19 protein-coding genes are annotated in these 17,000 nt (G+C 63.8%); 4 read left to right on the top strand and 15 right to left on the bottom strand.

The window, feature by feature from the left end:
* Positions 1-8 precede the first annotated feature (8 nt).
* Positions 9-1,073 carry an L-histidine N(alpha)-methyltransferase gene (locus ACZ4TR_RS34405; RefSeq protein ID WP_465291936.1) on the top strand — a complete coding sequence of 355 codons (1,065 nt, stop codon included), beginning with the start codon at positions 9-11 and terminating at the stop codon, positions 1,071-1,073.
* A 125-nt stretch (positions 1,074-1,198) separates the two neighbouring features.
* Here ACZ4TR_RS34405 and ACZ4TR_RS34400 read toward each other — a convergent pair whose 3' ends face one another.
* The 11 genes from ACZ4TR_RS34400 to ACZ4TR_RS34350 form a co-directional block, all read right to left on the bottom strand.
* Positions 1,199-1,495, bottom strand: a complete 297-nt coding sequence (locus tag ACZ4TR_RS34400) for a hypothetical protein (RefSeq protein WP_465291934.1) — start codon at positions 1,493-1,495, stop codon at positions 1,199-1,201.
* Between the two features lie 120 nt (positions 1,496-1,615).
* Positions 1,616-3,835, bottom strand: coding sequence for an SGNH/GDSL hydrolase family protein (locus ACZ4TR_RS34395; RefSeq protein WP_465291932.1), 2,220 nt, complete (start codon positions 3,833-3,835; stop codon positions 1,616-1,618).
* 263 nt (positions 3,836-4,098) lie between these two features.
* Complete coding sequence (locus ACZ4TR_RS34390) at positions 4,099-4,719, bottom strand: ATP-binding protein (protein WP_465291931.1); 621 nt, start codon at positions 4,717-4,719, stop codon at positions 4,099-4,101.
* Positions 4,719-5,075 (bottom strand): hypothetical protein, encoded by a 357-nt coding sequence (locus tag ACZ4TR_RS34385; RefSeq protein ID WP_465291930.1) that lies wholly within the window; start codon positions 5,073-5,075, stop codon positions 4,719-4,721. Before ACZ4TR_RS34385 ends, ACZ4TR_RS34390 begins: the two co-directional genes overlap by 1 nt.
* A complete protein-coding gene (gene tmk / locus ACZ4TR_RS34380; protein WP_465291928.1) occupies positions 5,075-5,722 on the bottom strand; it encodes a dTMP kinase in 648 nt (215 codons plus the stop codon). The genes ACZ4TR_RS34385 and tmk overlap by 1 nt, the downstream gene beginning before the upstream one ends.
* The gene (locus ACZ4TR_RS34375; RefSeq protein WP_465291927.1) at positions 5,722-6,585 is read right to left on the bottom strand and encodes an aldo/keto reductase; all 864 of its coding nucleotides are present in this window, start codon (positions 6,583-6,585) and stop codon (positions 5,722-5,724) included. The genes tmk and ACZ4TR_RS34375 overlap by 1 nt, the downstream gene beginning before the upstream one ends.
* On the bottom strand, positions 6,563-7,141 hold the full coding sequence (locus ACZ4TR_RS34370) for a 3'-5' exonuclease (protein WP_465291926.1): 579 nt from the start codon (positions 7,139-7,141) through the stop codon (positions 6,563-6,565). Before ACZ4TR_RS34370 ends, ACZ4TR_RS34375 begins: the two co-directional genes overlap by 23 nt.
* Positions 7,138-8,286: a radical SAM protein gene (locus ACZ4TR_RS34365; RefSeq protein ID WP_465291924.1), complete on the bottom strand. Its 1,149-nt coding sequence runs from the start codon at positions 8,284-8,286 to the stop codon at positions 7,138-7,140. Before ACZ4TR_RS34365 ends, ACZ4TR_RS34370 begins: the two co-directional genes overlap by 4 nt.
* A 123-nt stretch (positions 8,287-8,409) precedes the next feature.
* Positions 8,410-9,330: a helix-turn-helix domain-containing protein gene (locus ACZ4TR_RS34360; RefSeq protein ID WP_465291922.1), complete on the bottom strand. Its 921-nt coding sequence runs from the start codon at positions 9,328-9,330 to the stop codon at positions 8,410-8,412.
* On the bottom strand, positions 9,254-9,721 hold the full coding sequence (locus tag ACZ4TR_RS34355; protein ID WP_465292016.1) for a DUF6879 family protein: 468 nt from the start codon (positions 9,719-9,721) through the stop codon (positions 9,254-9,256). The genes ACZ4TR_RS34360 and ACZ4TR_RS34355 overlap by 77 nt, the downstream gene beginning before the upstream one ends.
* Positions 9,722-9,786: 65 nt before the next feature.
* Positions 9,787-10,026, bottom strand: coding sequence for a hypothetical protein (locus ACZ4TR_RS34350; RefSeq protein ID WP_364007762.1), 240 nt, complete (start codon positions 10,024-10,026; stop codon positions 9,787-9,789).
* A gap of 335 nt (positions 10,027-10,361) precedes the next feature.
* Between ACZ4TR_RS34350 and ACZ4TR_RS34345 the strand changes: the two genes are divergently transcribed.
* Entirely contained in the window at positions 10,362-11,276 is a 915-nt protein-coding gene (locus ACZ4TR_RS34345; RefSeq protein ID WP_465291920.1) for a transposase, read from the top strand.
* Entirely contained in the window at positions 11,273-11,530 is a 258-nt protein-coding gene (locus ACZ4TR_RS34340) for a hypothetical protein (protein WP_465291919.1), read from the top strand. The genes ACZ4TR_RS34345 and ACZ4TR_RS34340 overlap by 4 nt, the downstream gene beginning before the upstream one ends.
* Positions 11,531-11,580: 50 nt before the next feature.
* Here ACZ4TR_RS34340 and ACZ4TR_RS34335 read toward each other — a convergent pair whose 3' ends face one another.
* A complete protein-coding gene (locus ACZ4TR_RS34335) occupies positions 11,581-11,892 on the bottom strand; it encodes a resolvase (protein WP_465291918.1) in 312 nt (103 codons plus the stop codon).
* 1,278 nt (positions 11,893-13,170) lie between these two features.
* Between ACZ4TR_RS34335 and ACZ4TR_RS34330 the strand changes: the two genes are divergently transcribed.
* The gene (locus tag ACZ4TR_RS34330; RefSeq protein ID WP_465291916.1) at positions 13,171-13,380 is read left to right on the top strand and encodes a hypothetical protein; all 210 of its coding nucleotides are present in this window, start codon (positions 13,171-13,173) and stop codon (positions 13,378-13,380) included.
* Here ACZ4TR_RS34330 and ACZ4TR_RS34325 read toward each other — a convergent pair whose 3' ends face one another.
* The 3 genes from ACZ4TR_RS34325 to ACZ4TR_RS34315 all read right to left on the bottom strand — a co-directional run bounded on the left by ACZ4TR_RS34325 (position 13,381) and on the right by ACZ4TR_RS34315 (position 16,856).
* A complete protein-coding gene (locus ACZ4TR_RS34325; RefSeq protein ID WP_465291915.1) occupies positions 13,381-14,619 on the bottom strand; it encodes a GGDEF domain-containing protein in 1,239 nt (412 codons plus the stop codon).
* Between the two features lie 139 nt (positions 14,620-14,758).
* The gene (locus ACZ4TR_RS34320) at positions 14,759-15,976 is read right to left on the bottom strand and encodes an MFS transporter (protein WP_465291913.1); all 1,218 of its coding nucleotides are present in this window, start codon (positions 15,974-15,976) and stop codon (positions 14,759-14,761) included.
* A 97-nt stretch (positions 15,977-16,073) separates the two neighbouring features.
* Positions 16,074-16,856 (bottom strand): IclR family transcriptional regulator, encoded by a 783-nt coding sequence (locus tag ACZ4TR_RS34315; RefSeq protein ID WP_465291911.1) that lies wholly within the window; start codon positions 16,854-16,856, stop codon positions 16,074-16,076.
* Positions 16,857-17,000 lie beyond the last annotated feature (144 nt).

Genomic DNA, 17,000 nt, shown 5'->3' with positions numbered 1-17,000 from the left:
AGCTTGTGATGGACGAGCTGGCGAAGCAAGGCAAGAAGTTCATCGACAGTCGCTTCCGCAAGGTTGTGCATCCTCAGGCTCGGTTCTACGAGATGTTCAGTAATAAAGAGATCTACGATATTATTGCGAACATCGAGAAACACCGGGAGATTCCGCTCCAGTACGCCTACTTCGACGGCGGTGCGGAGTTTTGGGACCAGTACATGCAAAAGCTACTGAGTGACAGCACGCCGAATACCCTCACCAGCACTATCAAGCTCTTAGAGTTGGCTCAGGCGTTCCTGGCGAACCTCACCGCTGAGCATCAGCACGTAAACATCCTGGATCTCGGCGCAGGTAACGCCATGCCAGTCCGCGGCCTGCTTGGCGACCTTCTTGCCCAAGGCCGGCTGGGCCGATACATCGCCATCGACGACAGCAAGGCGATGCTCGACATCGCAGAGCGGAACGTCAAGGAGTGGTTCGGCGGCCGTGTGCACTTCGAAGGGCACGTTCGCGACATCCTGACCGATCCCTTCGATGACCTCCTGGCGGTGGAGTCATACGACGGCAGTGACTCGATCAACCTGGTGTTGCTGCTCGGCGGCACCCTCAGCAACCTGCGCGACCCCGAGCACACGTTGCAGCTCATCCACCGCAGCATGGGCAGAAATGACCTCCTGGTGTTCAGCCGCAAACTTGACACTCCGCGGGCGCGCATGTTCTTCGACTTCAACCCCGATGACAGCGTGGCACCCTTGCCGCCCAGTCAGAAGATGATCCCTGACCTGCTCAACATCGATGAGTCGCTGTACGACGTCGAGCAGCTGTTTGATCCTGCCGACCAGGCGCGCTACATCCGCATCCGACTCAAGGTGACGGTGTCTATCGTGTTCGAGCTTGACGGCCGCGAGCGCACGATCGTCCTTGAGAAGGGCGAGGCGCTCTTGCTCTGGCGCGCTCGTCACCAGAACACCTTTGACGTCATCCGTGAGTTCGACCGGAATAACTTCGAGTTGCTTAACGCCAGCAAGACGAGGGATAACGAGTACATTTTGCTGATGTATGAGGTGAAGGACGACACGACGAAGTAGCTTGGCAAGGTGGTCCGTTGTGAATGCTACACTATCCCAAGATATTCGAGGCATGGCCTTATATGCGTTCCCTGCATTGCAGCTTGGTCGAGCGGCTTCAGGGCGTATGCTAGATCGGACTCGCTCTACCAGTGGAACGTGGCCACAAAGTATGAAATGAAAGAGGCAATCAGAATTGCCGCCACGATACCGGCATAACTAACGATCCGCGAAACTTGCACCAACGCATTTGTGCGTGAGGCACGGAAAGTCTGGATGTAAATAACCGCGATAGCCAAATACGCAACGACTTCCAGCAGTAGAAGTTCCGCGTGTCCTTTGAAGAAGCCATTGGCGATGAACGCGGCTACGAGTGTTACTGAGATGGATCCCAAAATAAAGAGAACTGAATCGAATCTGGATAGTTGATTTTGTTTAACCATTAGCTAGATTATATATCATTTGTCCCTAATCGACAAATACCATTTGAAATGAAGAAGCCCCCGATTCCGTCGCCTCGTGGGCGTTGGAACCGGGAGCATTGGCTCTTCAGTCAGGAACGGTCAGCTTGTCAGCATGTACTGCGCGAGCAGCTTGGCGTACGCCCCTTGTCCCTTGGTGTTCGGGTGGAAGCTCTCCGAAGTGTCTGGTCCCGTGAGCCCGTTGAAGTACGGCTCGCTCGTGCACAGGCTGTGTCCCGTGAACGGCGAGTTCGTACCCATCGGATTCACGTACTGGATACGGGAGTTGTTGACAGCCGCCACAGCATCGCTGATCACCTTGTTCAGGTCGTCCAGCAACTGGATGGCTGCCGCCTTGTCGTTTCCACCGAACGGGTAGTCACCGACCATGCAGTCCGGTGCATTCGCCGACAGAAGTGGCGCATAACCCAGGACGTACGTCTGGGCGTTTGCACCCCCGTTCTGGCTGCTGGTCTTGCTGAGGATATCCGTGTAAACACGGTTCAGCTTGACAGGCAGACTCTGGAGCTTCTGCCGAGCAGATGCGATAGCGGCGTTGCAGTTGCCCAGACCCACCGAAGCCTTGACGCATTCGGTGACGACGTCCCCGAACCCGATGTCGTTCCCGCCGATGGTGAGACTCACCACCTTGGTGTTACTCGACAGGGCTTGGTCCTGCTTCTGCGTGACGCCCGGATAGGTGGTGTTGGTGTCGATGTTGTCCGCGACCGAACCGCCACACGCCGCGAAGTTGGTAAGTGCCAACGGAATGGAAGTGTCTCGACCGAGAATCCTCCCGAATCCGTTGTAGCTCTTGTAGCACTTGTTGGTGTCGGTCACGGTGTCGGCATCATAGACGCCAGCTCCCTGGCCAGATGAGAATGAATCACCCAGTGCCACGTACGGCTTGAGCGGTGAAGGAACCGACAGCACTGCTCCACGCGGGTAATCCAAGCCGAGGCCCGTCACCTTGATGGGGTAGAGCTTGGTTTCGTCGTGGACCGTGCAGCTGAGCTTGCAGGCTGCGTGCAGATACAGGGTGTCCGCGCCCGTGATGAGGCGATTGACACCGTTGTAGCGCACTTGGTAGCCGTTCACGTTGCCGCTAGTGGCGTCGAGGTTGCCACTCATCACCTTTGTGGCGACTGTAGCATCACCAGTAGCGACATTGAGAACGTCTATCGTGATGAACGGTACTTGCCACGGTGAACTGGTCAGCTGCTTCGTCCAGTCGCGGACGAGAACGAGCTTTCCTGTGGTGTCTACCGTTATGTAGTTGTTGCCAGCGGTGTTGATGCCGCTGGTGTCCTTGTTCGGAAGGTCCTTGTCCCACACCTTTATGCCGTAGGCATTGAGCTTGACGAGCGCGAACACCTTCTCGGATGTCGGCGCTCCGCCCACGACCTTTGTCCGCTTGAGAAAAATGACTGCGCCACCGTCCGGTGTCGGGTAGGCCTGGTAGTAATCCGCAGCCTGGCCGAAGTTGGATTCCTGCGCCTTCCACGCCACCTTCTTGGCCATCGGGTCGTACGCCAAAACCTGGATGCCCTGGCTGGCGCCCGAGCCAGTCCAGCTCGGCGAGAACAGACGGCCTGTGGCGTTGATCGCCGCCGGATCATTGTTCGCGTTGCTAGAGCCAAGGTATGTCCCGTTGTAGGTGTAGAAGTACACCCAGAAGCTGTCGCTGACGACAGCAAGACCATCCTTGAATGCACGCACATCCGTACCGCAGCCGGTACCGGGAACCGGAACGTCCAACACCTTGGCGGGTGTCGTCAAGGGCGGCTGGATATCCGGCGTCAGTCCGACCAGCCGGCCGCTGCTGTTGATGAAGTAGACGTTACCGTCCGCACCAGCAGCGGGCTTTGCGGTCAGAGTGGCATCGCATCCGGTGGGATACTTCCACTTCAGGGCGTTACCCTTGTACGCCAGCAGGTTGGGGTTGTTCTTCCAGTAGCCGTCGACGACACCGCCCGCTGATCCGTAAACGTCACCGTTCTTTCCAACGGTCGGCTTACTGATGCAGACCGGGATTCCGTCGATGGTCTGGCTGGAAGAAATATCCTGAACTAGCGATCCGGTCGCGGAATATGTCCGGAGGCTGCTGCCGACACCCGTAGTGGAGTTGTCGACGCATGCTTCGGTCACCGTGCCCTGAGGGCTCGTGATTGTGCGCTGTTCGTACCCGCTGACTACCTTCGGTGACCATTGGGTTTCCGGAATAGACTCAGCTGCCGATGCCATTCCCGAAGGAACGAACGTCATGAGTGATGCGATCAGGCCCGCCGAGGCGAGCATGATCGGTGTGCGCTTTCCGTGCATGATGGCTTTACACCACCTTCCTGATTGCTTGGTTGTGAATGAACGAGGAACGAAAAAAGCGGCTCGCACCCGGAGGTGCCGCCACCTGAAACCGTTCTTATTAACTGAAGAGAGCCGCTTTATTTATGACATAAATTCGAAATCTTGCAAAGATGTAGAATAAACAACACCAAGGATAAGCTCTAGTGGCGAGCTAATAGATAAATGAAGCACCCCTCGGCCAGGGCGGGATTAGCCGAGGGGTGCTGGGAGACGCAGGGGAGCTACAGGCGTTCTAAGCCGTCTCGAACCCTGCGAAGAAGCTCTGAACTTGCCGCGTCATGCTGATTGCTGCTCGTCTGGCCCCGTGGTGTCGGCGACGGCTTCCTTGCCCGCCGCGGCAGGCCGGCGGGGGTGCGTTCGTAGACTGCGAGCTCTGCCCACATGACTCGGCCTGAGAGAGTCACGCAGGAGCCCCACCGCCCCGCCCGAGCGTTAACGAGCCCCAAGCCACTGGCTTGGGGCGGTTCAGTATCTTCGGGAAGCACCAGCTCCTGGTCGTGCTCATCGGTGACTTCGACGACGATGTGTTTGGGCCAGCCGACCAAGCGGACCTTGATTGCGGCGATCCTTTGGAGGTGCGCCCAGCTCGACTCTTCACTGGGACCGGTGGCCGCCACTGAGAGGGCGACCAGCTCGGCTGCAACGTCTTCCATGTCGGGCTCGACGAACATCGCATCCCATCGACGCAGGGTGTGGGCGACGAAGATGCGGGTCACCGAGACAGCCGTGGGGAGCGCCACCAAATCGAGCTCAGCGAGGAACCTGGGTTGATCAGGCATCCGGGGCATAGGCACCTCGGCTTGGGCGGATACTTCGCCGCGGGCCTGTACCGAGGCGGTCATTAGGGCGTCCACAGCAAGCTGCGGCGCTTGACGAGGTATGGCGCACCCTGCTGCCCGGGCTCAGGGAGGTCGAGCAGCTCGAAGATGACTTCCTGCAGGTCAGCACCTTCTTTTGACCACACGCAGCCGCCGCCGAAGTCGTCGTCGAGAACGCGCGCACCGCTGACGTTGGTCCGATCGAAGATGAAGAGGGCGTCGGTGTACTGGTCACGGCTGCAGCTGCCTGCGATGCCCTCCAGCTCTCCATCTTGGGATTGGATGGGCCGGAACACCCATCCCGCGTCTCGGACAGTGATGAGCGGCTGGAGCTCTGGATAGCGGCGAAGGGCGTCCTCGTTGTTGATCGACTGGTGCATCAGCTGACCGCTTCGCTCGGGGTGAGCAGAGCCACCAGCTCGCCAGCGATGATCGCCGCGGACTGCTCGGGCGGTCGGCTCGAACAGTCCACGCTCAACACGGTGTAGCCAGCTTCTTCCAGCGTCTCCGTCGCCTGCCGGTAGAACGTTGCCTCGGCGTAGCTACTGCCGGGTGTGTGCTGAAAGCGGTTGTGCGGTCCCCGCGCTTCCAACCGCTCAGCGATCACGTCGGGGTCTGCTTCGAGGATGACGGCCAGATCCGGCCGTTCTACTTCCTCGTTGAGTTGCCAGAGGAAGACGGGGTCAACGTCGTCGAACCGCTGGACGACGAGGCCGGAGGCCACGTACCGGTCGGAGATGACGATATGGCCGGTCTTCAGGAACGGCTTGATCTCCGCCTCGATGTGGTGGTACCGATCGGCCGCGTACAAGCAGGCCAGCGCATGACCGGTGACGGTCGGCGTCAAGTCGGAGGCCAGCTTGCCGATAGGGCCGCTCGACGGTTCGGCGGTCACGTGAACCTGGTGGCCTTCGGCAAGGAGCAGCTGGGCCAGATGCCGAACGATGGTGGTCTTGCCCGCGCCGCCTGGGCCGTCGACACTGACGAACAGGCCGCGTTGATGGTCAGAAGAGGGCCGAAGGTTCATCATTGCTCGTTCCCGACTTCTGACCGCGCGGTCTTGGCTGCCGCCAACTCGATAGCGAGCATGGCTCCGCGGGTGAGGTTGATCTGATGCGCTGCCAGGTTCTCGTGGAGACGGGCACTGCAACTGGTTCCGGGGATCGGCATCATCACCGGGGATCGGTGCAACAGCCACGCCACTGCGAGCTGGGCCGGTGTCGCGCCGTGCTGGGTAGCCAGCTCGTGAAGCACACCGTGAGGCTCTACGAGCCGACCTGATGCCAGCGGGGCGTACGGCACAAAGGCGATACCGGCGTCTTCGCAGTAGCGAAGAACTTCCTCGAACACCCGGTTAGACACGTTGTACTTGTTCTGCACGGCCGCGACGTCAATCAGCTCGCTGGCCTTGCGGATCTGACCGATGTCAACCTTGGACAGCCCGATGTGGTGGATCTTCCCTTCAGCCTGCATGTCCCGAAGCACGCCGAGTTGGTCTTCAAAGGGAACGGCGGGGTCGATGCGGTGGAGGTAGTACAGGTCAATCCGTTCGACCTGGAGCCGCCGGAGGCTCATCTCGACGCACTGGCGCAGGTACTCCGGACGCCCACACGGTGCCCATCGGTCGGGACCTTGGCGAGTGAGACCGCCCTTGGTGGCGATGACCACGCCCTCGGGGTAAGGATGTAGCGCCTTGCGAATGTACTTCTCGGCGGTGAACGGGCCGTAGGCGTCGGCGGTGTCGATGTGCGTCACGCCCGCGTCGACAGCATCGCGGAGTACCTGCATGGCCTGTTCCGGGTTGTCCGGTGCCGCCCAGTGGCCAGGGCCGGTGAGCTGCATCGAGCCGAAGCCGATGCGGTTCGAACTAGAAAAGAGCTGGCTCGTCATCAGAGCTACCCCCTGTCGGCTGATCCCTGAGTTCTTCGAGGCTCCGCCGGCCTGCGAGATGGACGAACAGCCGGGCTGTCACGATGGCGTCGTACGTGGCGCGGTGCGGCCGGTCTTCACCATCAAGGCCGTGATCAAGCTCGAACTCCTCGACCAGTGAGCCGAGCTTGTACGTGCTCCGGCCAGGCAGCAGGCGGCGGGCGAGCTTGAGCGTGTCGAAGACCTCGGGGCACTCCCAGTCGCCGAGCTTGCGCTGGAGCACACCGACATCGACGTGGGCGTTGTGCGCGATCAGGGCGGAGGCGTCGAGCGCCTTGAGCACGTCCGCTTCGATGTAGCCGAACACCGGGGAGTCGGCCACCTGCTCGTTAGTGATCCCGTGAATCCTTCGAGCGAAGTGCGTGATCGGCTGGTCCGGCTGCACCAGCCAACTCGTCGGCTCGCCGATGACTCCGTCGACGATGGGCACCGCGGCCAGCTCAACGAGATCAGGCGGCTGCTGACCGTTGCCTTCGACGTCGACAACGACGTAGCTGAGCTTCGTCCAGTCAGTCATGCGCTAGCTTCCTTCCAACCGATGTCCGCGCGACCATGCCGGTGCGCGTGATGTGGGTGACGCTGGTCGTGCACTTGGAAGCCAAGTGCGTGCTGGAGGAAGTAGCGCGGTTGCTCGACCTCTAGTCCCGACACGATGGCTGCCCGTTCGCTGATGTCTACGACCTGTAGCTTGTCGGCTTCGGGCAACACGCGGGCTACTTGGTGTACATCTTCGGCGGTCGGCACCCGATGAGACTCGGCGCAGAGCTCGAGCTGGGACAGCGGGCAAATGTCGCACAGCTCCCGGATGCCGTAGTGGCCGTTGTAATCCGGCAGGCCATGGGCGTACGACACTGCACAGGAGGTCTTTCGGAACAAGGCTGACGAGTTCGAGAACGTGTCGAGCACGCGGCGCTCAAGCGTCTCAGGCACGATCTTCCGGCGGGCGGTGCCCTCGTACGGCTCGGGAATGCCGTTGGCCTTGTAGTACTCGGCGATCTGGTCGCGGTAGAACAAGCCGGTGAACACCGTGGCGTCGGCGTGCTTGCTCAAGGAGTGGGCGGCGGTCAAGTGCTCATCCGTGTCGTTGAGTCCGGGGACCAGCGGTCGCCAGTAGAGCACCGTCCGGTACTTCCTGTGGTTCGGGGCGCTCATGAGCTTCAGCGAGTCGGCCGCGACGTGCGAGGGGTACGGCTCGATCTTCGGGTTGTCGATACCTGAGTACGTGAACAGCAGCGTCACCTTGAGATGCCGGAGCTGGTTCAGCCGGTCGATGTCGTACGGCTTGAGCTGGTGCCTGGTAATAACGAGAACGTGGTTGGTCAGCTCGCGCTCGTCCAGGTCTTCCAGCACGGCGAAGGTGTGCGGCCGTACCTTCGGCAAGAATGGCTCGGTCGCCCGGTTGAACACCTGTATCGGCGTGACGTGGGGCTGGAAGTAGCGGTGGTTGACCAGCTCTTCAACGGCCTGAGCGTCGGACATGAGCGCCGCCGGCTGGTTCTCGTCCCACAGGCCGTACGTGTGCCGGATGCAGTAGGCACAGCCGAGTGAACAGCCCTGGATGTGGTTCAAACTCAGACCACTTTTGCGGTACTCCACCACCTCTCGGGCACGCTCGGGCAAACGGTCGATCCGGTCCTTGCTCAACAGGGGCACAGGGATCATCAGGCGGCTCTTCTCCGAGGTCAGCGGGGTGGGCGCTTCTGGAGAGTAAGCAGACCGATACGGTGTCGCCAGAAATTTGCTCGGTTTTGCTCGAAAAAATTCGCCCTGCCTGACCTGGGGAAATTAGGAGCCAGTGTCTTCGGCCTCGCCGGCCAGTTCACGCATGACGCGGCTGATGATCGCCCGCGCCTCACTGCCGTAGCTGGCGACGGCAGCCAAGTGCTCGAATATGCCGGTGTACAGCTCGATCTCCTGGGGCTGCCGGAGGTTGATCTCGGCTGAGTACGACTCGAACTGCACGAGGTGGTCGTCGTAGATCCAGAAGCCGTGCCGGGGATCGGTGACGTACTGGGTCTTGAAGTCGATGATCCCGAGCTTGACGTTGTGCATGGAGGTCATCGCCATCAGGCGGTCAAGCTGGCCGATCATGATGTCGCGCGCCACCAGTCGGTAGCGAAGCGCGGCCTCCGTGATCACGAAGTGGAAGCGCTTGTCGGGCCGGTACAGCATCTCCTGGCGCTGCATCCGTGCCTTCACAGCCTCGTTGATGTCGTTCGGGACCCTGTGCACCATGACGACCTGAGCGAAGCGGGCGCGGGCATACTCGGGGGTCTGGACGAGGCCGGGAATCACGGTGTTCTCGAATCCGCGGTAGAACTTGGTTCGCTCGTCCAGCTGCGACAACGTCAGCTGATGGGATTTCATGCCTGCCTTGAGCACGCGCTGCCACTCGGCGTGCTGCAACTCAAGGTTATGGAGCGCGGCGAGAAGACTGGCCGTCTGGTCTTCCGACTTGGTGGCTCTCGTCCAGTCCCTGATGTCGTCGTCGGTCGGCGTCTGCTTGCCGTTCTCGATCTTCGAGATTTTGGAGCCCACCCATGACAACGACTCCGCGAGCTGTTTGCCAGATAGCTTGGCGGCTACCCGGAGCTCGCGGAGTCGTTTGCCCAGCGCATTGCGTGCTTCGTCAACGCCGGTCGTCCCGTTGCTCATGTTTGGCGACAAACTCATCTCGCTCGATGGCGTGATGCTGAGCGGCGTCACGCCAGTAGTTGTGCTGAACGATCTCGGCTGGGTCTTCGATGACCTCCCCGCCGAGGAACTGATCGTCGTCGGTGAAGCGCATCTTGAGCAGCTTGCGGGAGTCGAACAGCCAGTAGTCGTACTTCGGCAAGTCGCCGGCCTGTTCCCGGGTGATGTAGCGGATGTCGTCACCCGCTTCGCGGGTGTAGCCAGCGACCCACATGGCGAAGCGGGTGTAGTCGGTGAGCGGGAAGCTCACCACTCGCACGCGCGAGAACCGGCGTCCCTCGGCCGTCGCTTGGCGGACCATGTTCGACCAGTTCTCGTGGTACGAGACGTCCGGCTCTCCGGCAAGGAACTTACGGAGCGGCGCAGCCTCACGCGGAATGTTGTACTGATCGCGCGTCTCCAGCCGGTAGGCCGTGTGCTCAAAAGTCTCGAAGAGGTTGGCGAACTCCGGGCCTGCCTCGATGAAGGTCAGTTGTCCGTTCCCTTCTCCTGCGCGTAGCGGCGGGCGTAGAACTTCAGCACTTCCTCGGGGATCTCGATCAGGGTCTCGTGGTCCGGCACCGGGCCGACGTCGGCGAGCACCTGGGGATCGGTCACCTTCCAGCCCTGGGCGATGTAGGTCACCCGGTCTGTCCGGTCGGTGGCGAACAGCGTAGGGGATGCCCCCTCGGTGGACTCGGGGTCTTTGCCAAGAAACTCGGCGCGCACAGGGCCTCCTTGCTCGAAGTTCGAGAAAACTGCTCGTCCATCGTGACGCAGGGTGGCCCGGCCGTCAACGGCGGCACTGGTGACCACGCGTGTTCTTGTCGCTGGCACGCATGGCACGGACGCGGGCGCGCCGTGGACTCAGGGGATAGCTGCTAGTCAACCATCTATTGGTCTGATTCTCCAACAGCTTCTTCTTGATCGTTGTGTAGTGAATTTTGTAGCGCTCAGCGAGAACTTTTGGCTGTGGTGCCTGTCTTATAGGAGTCGATCAGTTCCCTGATGTTGTCATCTTGACGCTTGGCAAAAGAACTTAACGGAGGTAAGATGACCTTAGTATGACAATAGCTACGACCGCGCAACAATTAGATACGTCACCTGCGATACCTGCTGTCGACGGTCACGTTAGGTTTGAACTCCTCGCCAACTACCTTGAACCCCGCTTCGGCAGTATCTACGAGTACAACCTCGGTGATGGCGGTCTTGCTGGCTTAGACATCCAGGAGTGGACGGACGAAATCAGGGAAGCGATCAGAGACTATCTGCTCCATGAGCTGCCGGGCGCTGTCGCTGCCGTACTGTTCGAGTTAGATGCGAAGGTTCTACAGGACGCAGAGGCGAAGCGAAAAGCTGTCGATTCCCTGATTGGTATCCACGAACCGTGGACGGTCGCCCTGGAGGTCCGGAATGCAGCCGTTGAAGCTGTCCCAACGCTTGATCAGCTCATCGGCGATCTCGACACCTGGCCCAGTGATGATGAACGCTTTGATGCCGAGACATGGCTTGAGCGGCACGTGAACGATACAGAGTTAGACGACCTGATTTCTCACTTGAGGAGTGCACCTAGAGAGCGACGACGCTTCATTCAATGGGATCTGGTATACGAATACCAACCACCCGAGCTACTGAAGGCTTGGCACGAGGTCGTTGGGCCAGCACCTACCGATCTCACCGATGACGAATGGCAACTTATCGTGCCCCATCTGCGGTTGCGCAGGAATCGGCATGGAGAGCACACGCCAACCGTAAACGAGCTTGTCGCTAAACGCCGCGTCTTCAACGCCAGCCTTTTCAAAATGGCTCATGGGCTCTCGTGGTCCCAGTTGCCACGGCGCTACGGCAAGAATCCCTATCAGCACTTCTACCGCTACGAGGCTGACAGGCTCTTCGCGCGCCTGCTCGCTGGTCTCGACGGTACGCCTGGTGCTGAACGGATTGTGGAGTGGCTGAAGTCTATGGAGGCAACGTCATGAGCGTGTTCCACTGGCACCCTCAATCTTGGTACATAGAAGAAGTCGAGCTTGTAGCAGCCTTGCCGTTCATAGGCCATGGCTTCAGAGCAACACTCCGCTGCAAGCGTTGCAATAGCGTGCGCTCGACCACCTACCTTGATTCGATACTGATCCTCAAACTTGCGAATATGGGCGTCCGCGATCCGTCGTACCAGGAGAAAGCCTTAGAGTTGGCGGATCAGATGCGGGGTGATGTTGGAGCGAGTCTTATCTGAGCTGCCTGATGCGCAGATAATCGACCAGATGGCTATTGAACAGGCCAGGGCTACTGCACGGCCAAAATGTTCGGCTGCCTCGTCACCCGGTGCCGCCTCAGCTTCTTCTTGATCGTGCTCGTGTGTACGCCATACCGCTCGGCAAGTTCCTTCGCCGTAGCGCCCGACAGGTATGCCTCGATCAGGTCGGTGATGTCTTGCTCCGTGAGCACCTGCCGCACGTAGTCAGGAGAGGCTGTCCTGCCCTCGATCGTCGTGACCGTCTCGTGTCCATCCTCGGCGGGGTCCTTGATCTGTCGCAAGACGCTGACCAGCGGTCCCAGGAGGTCAGGACGGTTCGAATAACGGCGGAGAAGCTCCACCTTCGAGAAGGCCCTCGCTCCTTCGGAGCTTGGGCCTTCTCTTCGGTTTCGTCCATGTCCTCTGGGGGTCGAACCCCCAGACCCCCGCCAGGCGGGCTTCGCCCCCTGGACCCCCTCCCCGGGGGCTTCGCCCCGGGACCCCGCTCTTGGGCTTCGCCCTCTTTCCGGGGGCTTCGCCCCCTGGACCCCGCCTTTGGGGCTTCGCCCCTCGCCCCCGTCCCCCCGGGCTTCGCCCGGGCCCTGCCTTTCGGGCTTCGCCCTTTTCCGGGGGCTTCGCCCCTTGCCCCCTTTCGGCTCCGGCTGGCGCCTCGCCACAGCCCGCGCCGTGCCCCCGTAGGCAAGTGGACGCGCGTACACGCACCGACGAGGACCCAGACTTCCCCGCACCCCGATCCGAAGCCAGAACACGGCCGGCAGTGCCGGGTCAAGGCACGCTTTCCCGCCTTGACGCGGTGCTGTCGGCCGTAGTCACAATCCGGGCTTCGGGGTGCCGGAAGGGCTACGGGACCCGCCAGGTGCGCGAGTCGACGGTCCGGGTACGCGAGTCGACGGTCCGGGTACGTGAGCCGACCCGCCAGATACGTGAGCCGACTGTCCGGGTGCGCGAGTCGACTGTCCGGGTGCGAGAGCCGACTCACCAGATACGCGAGCCGACTGTCCGGGTGCGAGAGCCGACGGTCCGGGTGCGAGAGCCGACGGTCCGGGTACGCGAGTCGACGGTCCGGGTACGCGAGTCGACGGTCTGGGTACGCGAGCCGACCAGCCAGGTACGTGAGCCGACTGTCCGGGTACGCGAGTCGACTGTCCGGGTGCGAGAGCCGACTCACCAGATACGCGAGCCGACTGTCCGGGTGCGAGAGCCGACGGTCCGGGTGCGCGAGTCGAGGGTCTGGGTACGCGAGCCGACCCGCCAGATATGCGAGCCGGCTGTCTGGGTGCGAGAGCCGGCCCGCCGGGATACGCGAGCCGGCCACCGGGATACGCGAGCCGACCGCGCCCCCTCGGCGCCCGCTTCCCGCGTCCCCGGCCAGCAGCGCCGGGTACCGCTCCAGCCACGCACCTCCCTCCCTCCGAACTCGGCCCGGCCCCATGACCAACTATCCGTCTACCTGCTACTCCGTCCCCTTAGCCCACCCGAGCGGACACCCCCCACCCCCACGCCACACGCCGTGTTCAGGGGCTTGTGATGGGGCCCACTTGTGGGTGAAGTTTTTGTGAGTGTCATGCTTAGGACCCGACCATGGCTCCGCACCCGTGGAGTCGGAAGTAGGTGGCCAGATGACCTGGGCCCGTTCCAACGGCAGTTCGACCGCCAATGATGAAGACAGCCGGATGGGCGTTATCCGGGCCGAGGAGGCCGTGAGGCTCGCCGAACAGAACGATCGGGCCGTCATCACCGTGGCCGGGCACTCGTCCAACGTCAGCGAGTGTGCCGAGCTTCTTGCGATGCTGGGGCTCGATGCCGGGCGGCGGCACAAGGTCGCCTGATCACACCAGGTCCGCTACGTGGACCACCTTGTTACGACCCGTGGCCTTCGCGTGGTACAGCGCCGTATCCGCCGCGTCCAACAGACGCTGCAGGGAGGTCCCTGCCTTCGGGTAGACCGCCATGCCGATCGAGGTCGACAGGCCCGTTATCGACAGCTGGCCCGCCGGGACCGTCAGGGCCGCGATGGCCCGGCGGATGCGCTCTGCCACCGCTCCGATGTCCGGGTGGGCGATGCCCGGCAGCAGCACCACGAACTCTTCGCCGCCGAAGCGTCCTACCGCGTCGCCGCGGCCGCGGACCGCTGAGATGATCGCCTCCGCCACCGCTCGCAACACCGCGTCGCCCGCCAGGTGGCCGTAGGTGTCGTTGACCTGCTTGAAGTGGTCGAGGTCCAGCATCAGCAAGCCGAACGTGGAGTGCTGGCGCGCGGCCGCAGCCAGGGTGCGCTCCGCCAGCGCGTGCCAGCCGCTCGTGTTGTACAACCCCGTCTTCTCGTCGCGGTGGGCCGCCACCTCCAGCTGCTTCACCAGCACCGTCCGGTGCAACAGCAGCAACGGCGGGAGCACCAGCACCACCAGACCCGGCAGCATTGCCAGCGTCACCGCGTTCAGCGCGCCCAGGCAGAGCGTCGCCACCTCCAGGCCGTTGTCCGACCACGTGCCGAACAACGCCTCCGGTGTGTGGCCGACCTCGCGGCGAGCCGGGAGCACCAGCAGGGCGTTGACCACGAAGAACGTCGTTCCGGCCGCCGCGATCGCGAACGTTCCGGCCCAGCCGTGCGTGAACGCCGAACGCACGTCCGGCGCGCCCGAGAGCCGCAGGACGGCCTGGGCCGCGTAGCACGAGAGCAGGATGATGGCCGCGTTGCTGACCGTCCTCGACACCGGCACCCGCTGCAGGCGGTACCAGCTGCGGATCGCCAGGTGCGCGTACAACCCGCAGACCAGCACCGCCAGCAGCACCGGCGGCAGCAGCAGGACGCCGGCGAACGTCCACACCGACGTCATGTTGATGTGCGGCGTCCCCGACACCCGGCGGCGGATGCGCTCGACCCGGCGGCCCGTCTCCGACTGGACCACGCCCAGCACCAGCAGCACCACCAGGATCAGCAGCGTCCGGCGGTCGACGGCGACCGGGAACGGGCGCAAGGTGAGGACCACCGCCACCGCTTCGCTCAGCAGGCAGTAGACGACCACCCTCGGACCCTGACGCCACAGCGCCCAGCGCCGTGGAGCCACGAGGACGTCACGAAAGCGGGATATACCGCGCGGGGCTCCGGCGCCGGTCTGCATACTCATGGTGTCCGGCCGGTGACGGAGCCGGTCCGGCCCGAAGAGCCGAAGGGAGGCGCGCCATGTGCGGACGCGACAACTGAGGTCATGGTCCCTCCAGCCCGGCCCGGCGCCACGCCCTCGCGATCGGCACGGCCACCGCGGCACCCGCCGCCCCGGCCGCGGCGATGGTGTGCGCCGGGCCCAGCACGTCGGCCAGCGCGCCCGCCGCGGCCGCACCGACGCCCTGCACGGTGATCAGCCCCGCCGAGTTCACGCCGGCGCACTGCGCGCGGTGCTCGTCCGGCACCCGCCGCATGAACGACACCGTGCCCTGGATGTTGTAACCCGTGGCCAGCAGCCCGGAGGCCGCCAGCAGCACCACCGACGGCACCAGCCCCGGCCGGAAGACGAACACGACCAGCGGTAACCCCGCGGCGATCCCGAGCCAGCCCAGCACGCGGACCTGCACGCGTTCCGGGACCCACTTGCCGAACACGACGCCGCCGAGCACGCTGCCCGCCGGGTCCGCCGCCATGAGCAGCCCCACCAGCGCCGCGCCCGCGCCGATCCCGGCCGCGTACGGCGCGGCCAGCGCCTCCGGCACGACGTAGAACCCGGCCAGCCAGTTCAGCGCCACCAGCGTCCGCAACGCCGGGTCACGCCAGATCAGCCGGATCCCCGCCGAGGTCGTCGAGAGCCAGGCCGGCCGGACCGCCTGCGCGACCGCCGCGCGCCGCCGCACGCCCGTGACCAGAAACGCCGCCGAGAGCAGGAACGTCACCGCGTCCAGCGCCAGGGCCGCGGACGGCGCGAGCGCGGCGATCAGCAGCCCGCCCCCGGCGAACCCGGCCAGCTGCGCGCCCTGGATCGTCACGTTCCGCAGGGCCATCCCGACCAGGTAGCGCTCGCCTTCGAGCACCGAGGGCAGCAGCGCCTGCTGCGCCGCCTTGAACGGCCCGCCGAGCGCCGTCATCACCGCGACCAGCACGCACAGCACCCACAGCGGGACACCGGGGATCGCGATGACGCCGACCAACGCGGCACGGGCCAGATCGGCCACGACCATGACGTCCCGGCGCGGCCACCGATCGCCCGCCCCGGCGAGCAGGATCCCGCCGAGCAGCGACGGCACGTAGGTCAGGGCGTAGGTGAGGCCGGTCAGCGCCGCCGAGCTGGTGCGCTGGTAGACGAGGACCGCGAGCGCGACGCGGGCGAGCTGGTCACCGCAGACGGACAGCAGCTCGGCGAACCACATCGCCCGGAACTCGGCGACGCCGAGGACCGCGCCGAACCCCACCCTCGTCGACCGTGCGTCATCCATCGCCGGTGCCCCTCAAGACCGCTGTTCAGCCACGGTAATAACCCAGCGGAGTGGAATCGAGCCGTTCGGTGACAGTTGCCCCGATCGCAGCAGCGCGTCAGCCCGGGTGGCCGCCGATCCGGCTGGTCAGCTCGGCCGCCGTCGCGGCTACTTCGGCTGCCAGGTCCGGCCACGTGTCCGGGCACGGTTCCGCCGTGCAGTGGTGGCGCAAGGTCACGCTGATCGCCGCCAGGGGGCGGGCGCCGTGGTCGAAGACCGGGGCTGCCACCGACGCGAACCCCTGCGTCACGTGGCCGTCCTCGACCGACCAGCCGAGGCGGCGCTCCGCCGTCAACGTCCGGCGCAGCTCGGCCAGGGTGCGCGGCCCGCGGCCGGTGCGGAGCACGAACGCCGACGCCGACGGGAACAACGCCCGGACGTGGGGTGCCGGCAGGTGGCGCAGGATCGCGCGGCCGGACGCCGTCAGCTGGGCCGGCAGCCGGACGCCGACCTCGGTCACCAGCGTCTCCGGGCGGGCCGGGCGCTCCTTGATCAGGTACAGGGACTCGTTGCCGTGCAGCACGCCCAGATGCGCGGTGTGGCCGGCGCGGTCGACGAGCTTGCGCAGCAACGGCGCGGCCAGGCGTTCCAGGGGGTCGTGGCGCAGGTAGGCCGAGCCGAGTTCGAAGGCGGCGATGCCGAGGCCGTAGCGGCGTTCGGCGGGCAGGTGGACGACGAAACCGGCCGCCTCGAGCTCGCTGAGCAGGTGGTAGGTCGTCGAGCGGGGGAGACCCGCTTCGCGCGCGATCGCCGACGCGGTCACCGGGCCGGCGCGCGTCGCCAGCAGGCGCAGCACCGCCAAGCCGCGGCGCAACGCCGGAACCTCGCTGCTCTCGCCCACCGCTCACCTCCCGCCCAGCGCCCCAATGTGGCGTTCGGTGCGTGGGACGCACCAGAAACCACACCCGGGGGGTTTGACGGCACCAAAGGCACACCTGGGGGATCAGGGGGAAGGGAGACGCTAGAGACCGGAGCGCAGAAAGAA

It is taken from the genome of Amycolatopsis sp. NPDC028719 (assembly GCF_055565395.1).
This window is presented reverse-complemented; position numbering and strand designations above follow the sequence as displayed.

What these genes read in the sequence shown, in the direction of transcription:
- ACZ4TR_RS34405 (WP_465291936.1), top strand. Translation starts at nt 9, where the DNA reads ATGGACGAGCTGGCGAAGCAAGGCAAGAAGTTCATCGACAGTCGCTTC.
- ACZ4TR_RS34400 (WP_465291934.1), bottom strand. Translation starts at nt 1,495, where the DNA reads ATGGTTAAACAAAATCAACTATCCAGATTCGATTCAGTTCTCTTTATT.
- ACZ4TR_RS34395 (WP_465291932.1), bottom strand. Translation starts at nt 3,835, where the DNA reads ATGCACGGAAAGCGCACACCGATCATGCTCGCCTCGGCGGGCCTGATC.
- ACZ4TR_RS34390 (WP_465291931.1), bottom strand. Translation starts at nt 4,719, where the DNA reads ATGACCGCCTCGGTACAGGCCCGCGGCGAAGTATCCGCCCAAGCCGAG.
- ACZ4TR_RS34385 (WP_465291930.1), bottom strand. Translation starts at nt 5,075, where the DNA reads ATGCACCAGTCGATCAACAACGAGGACGCCCTTCGCCGCTATCCAGAG.
- tmk (WP_465291928.1), bottom strand. Translation starts at nt 5,722, where the DNA reads ATGAACCTTCGGCCCTCTTCTGACCATCAACGCGGCCTGTTCGTCAGT.
- ACZ4TR_RS34375 (WP_465291927.1), bottom strand. Translation starts at nt 6,585, where the DNA reads ATGACGAGCCAGCTCTTTTCTAGTTCGAACCGCATCGGCTTCGGCTCG.
- ACZ4TR_RS34370 (WP_465291926.1), bottom strand. Translation starts at nt 7,141, where the DNA reads ATGACTGACTGGACGAAGCTCAGCTACGTCGTTGTCGACGTCGAAGGC.
- ACZ4TR_RS34365 (WP_465291924.1), bottom strand. Translation starts at nt 8,286, where the DNA reads ATGATCCCTGTGCCCCTGTTGAGCAAGGACCGGATCGACCGTTTGCCC.
- ACZ4TR_RS34345 (WP_465291920.1), top strand. Translation starts at nt 10,362, where the DNA reads ATGACAATAGCTACGACCGCGCAACAATTAGATACGTCACCTGCGATA.
- ACZ4TR_RS34340 (WP_465291919.1), top strand. Translation starts at nt 11,273, where the DNA reads ATGAGCGTGTTCCACTGGCACCCTCAATCTTGGTACATAGAAGAAGTC.
- ACZ4TR_RS34330 (WP_465291916.1), top strand. Translation starts at nt 13,171, where the DNA reads ATGACCTGGGCCCGTTCCAACGGCAGTTCGACCGCCAATGATGAAGAC.
- ACZ4TR_RS34320 (WP_465291913.1), bottom strand. Translation starts at nt 15,976, where the DNA reads ATGGATGACGCACGGTCGACGAGGGTGGGGTTCGGCGCGGTCCTCGGC.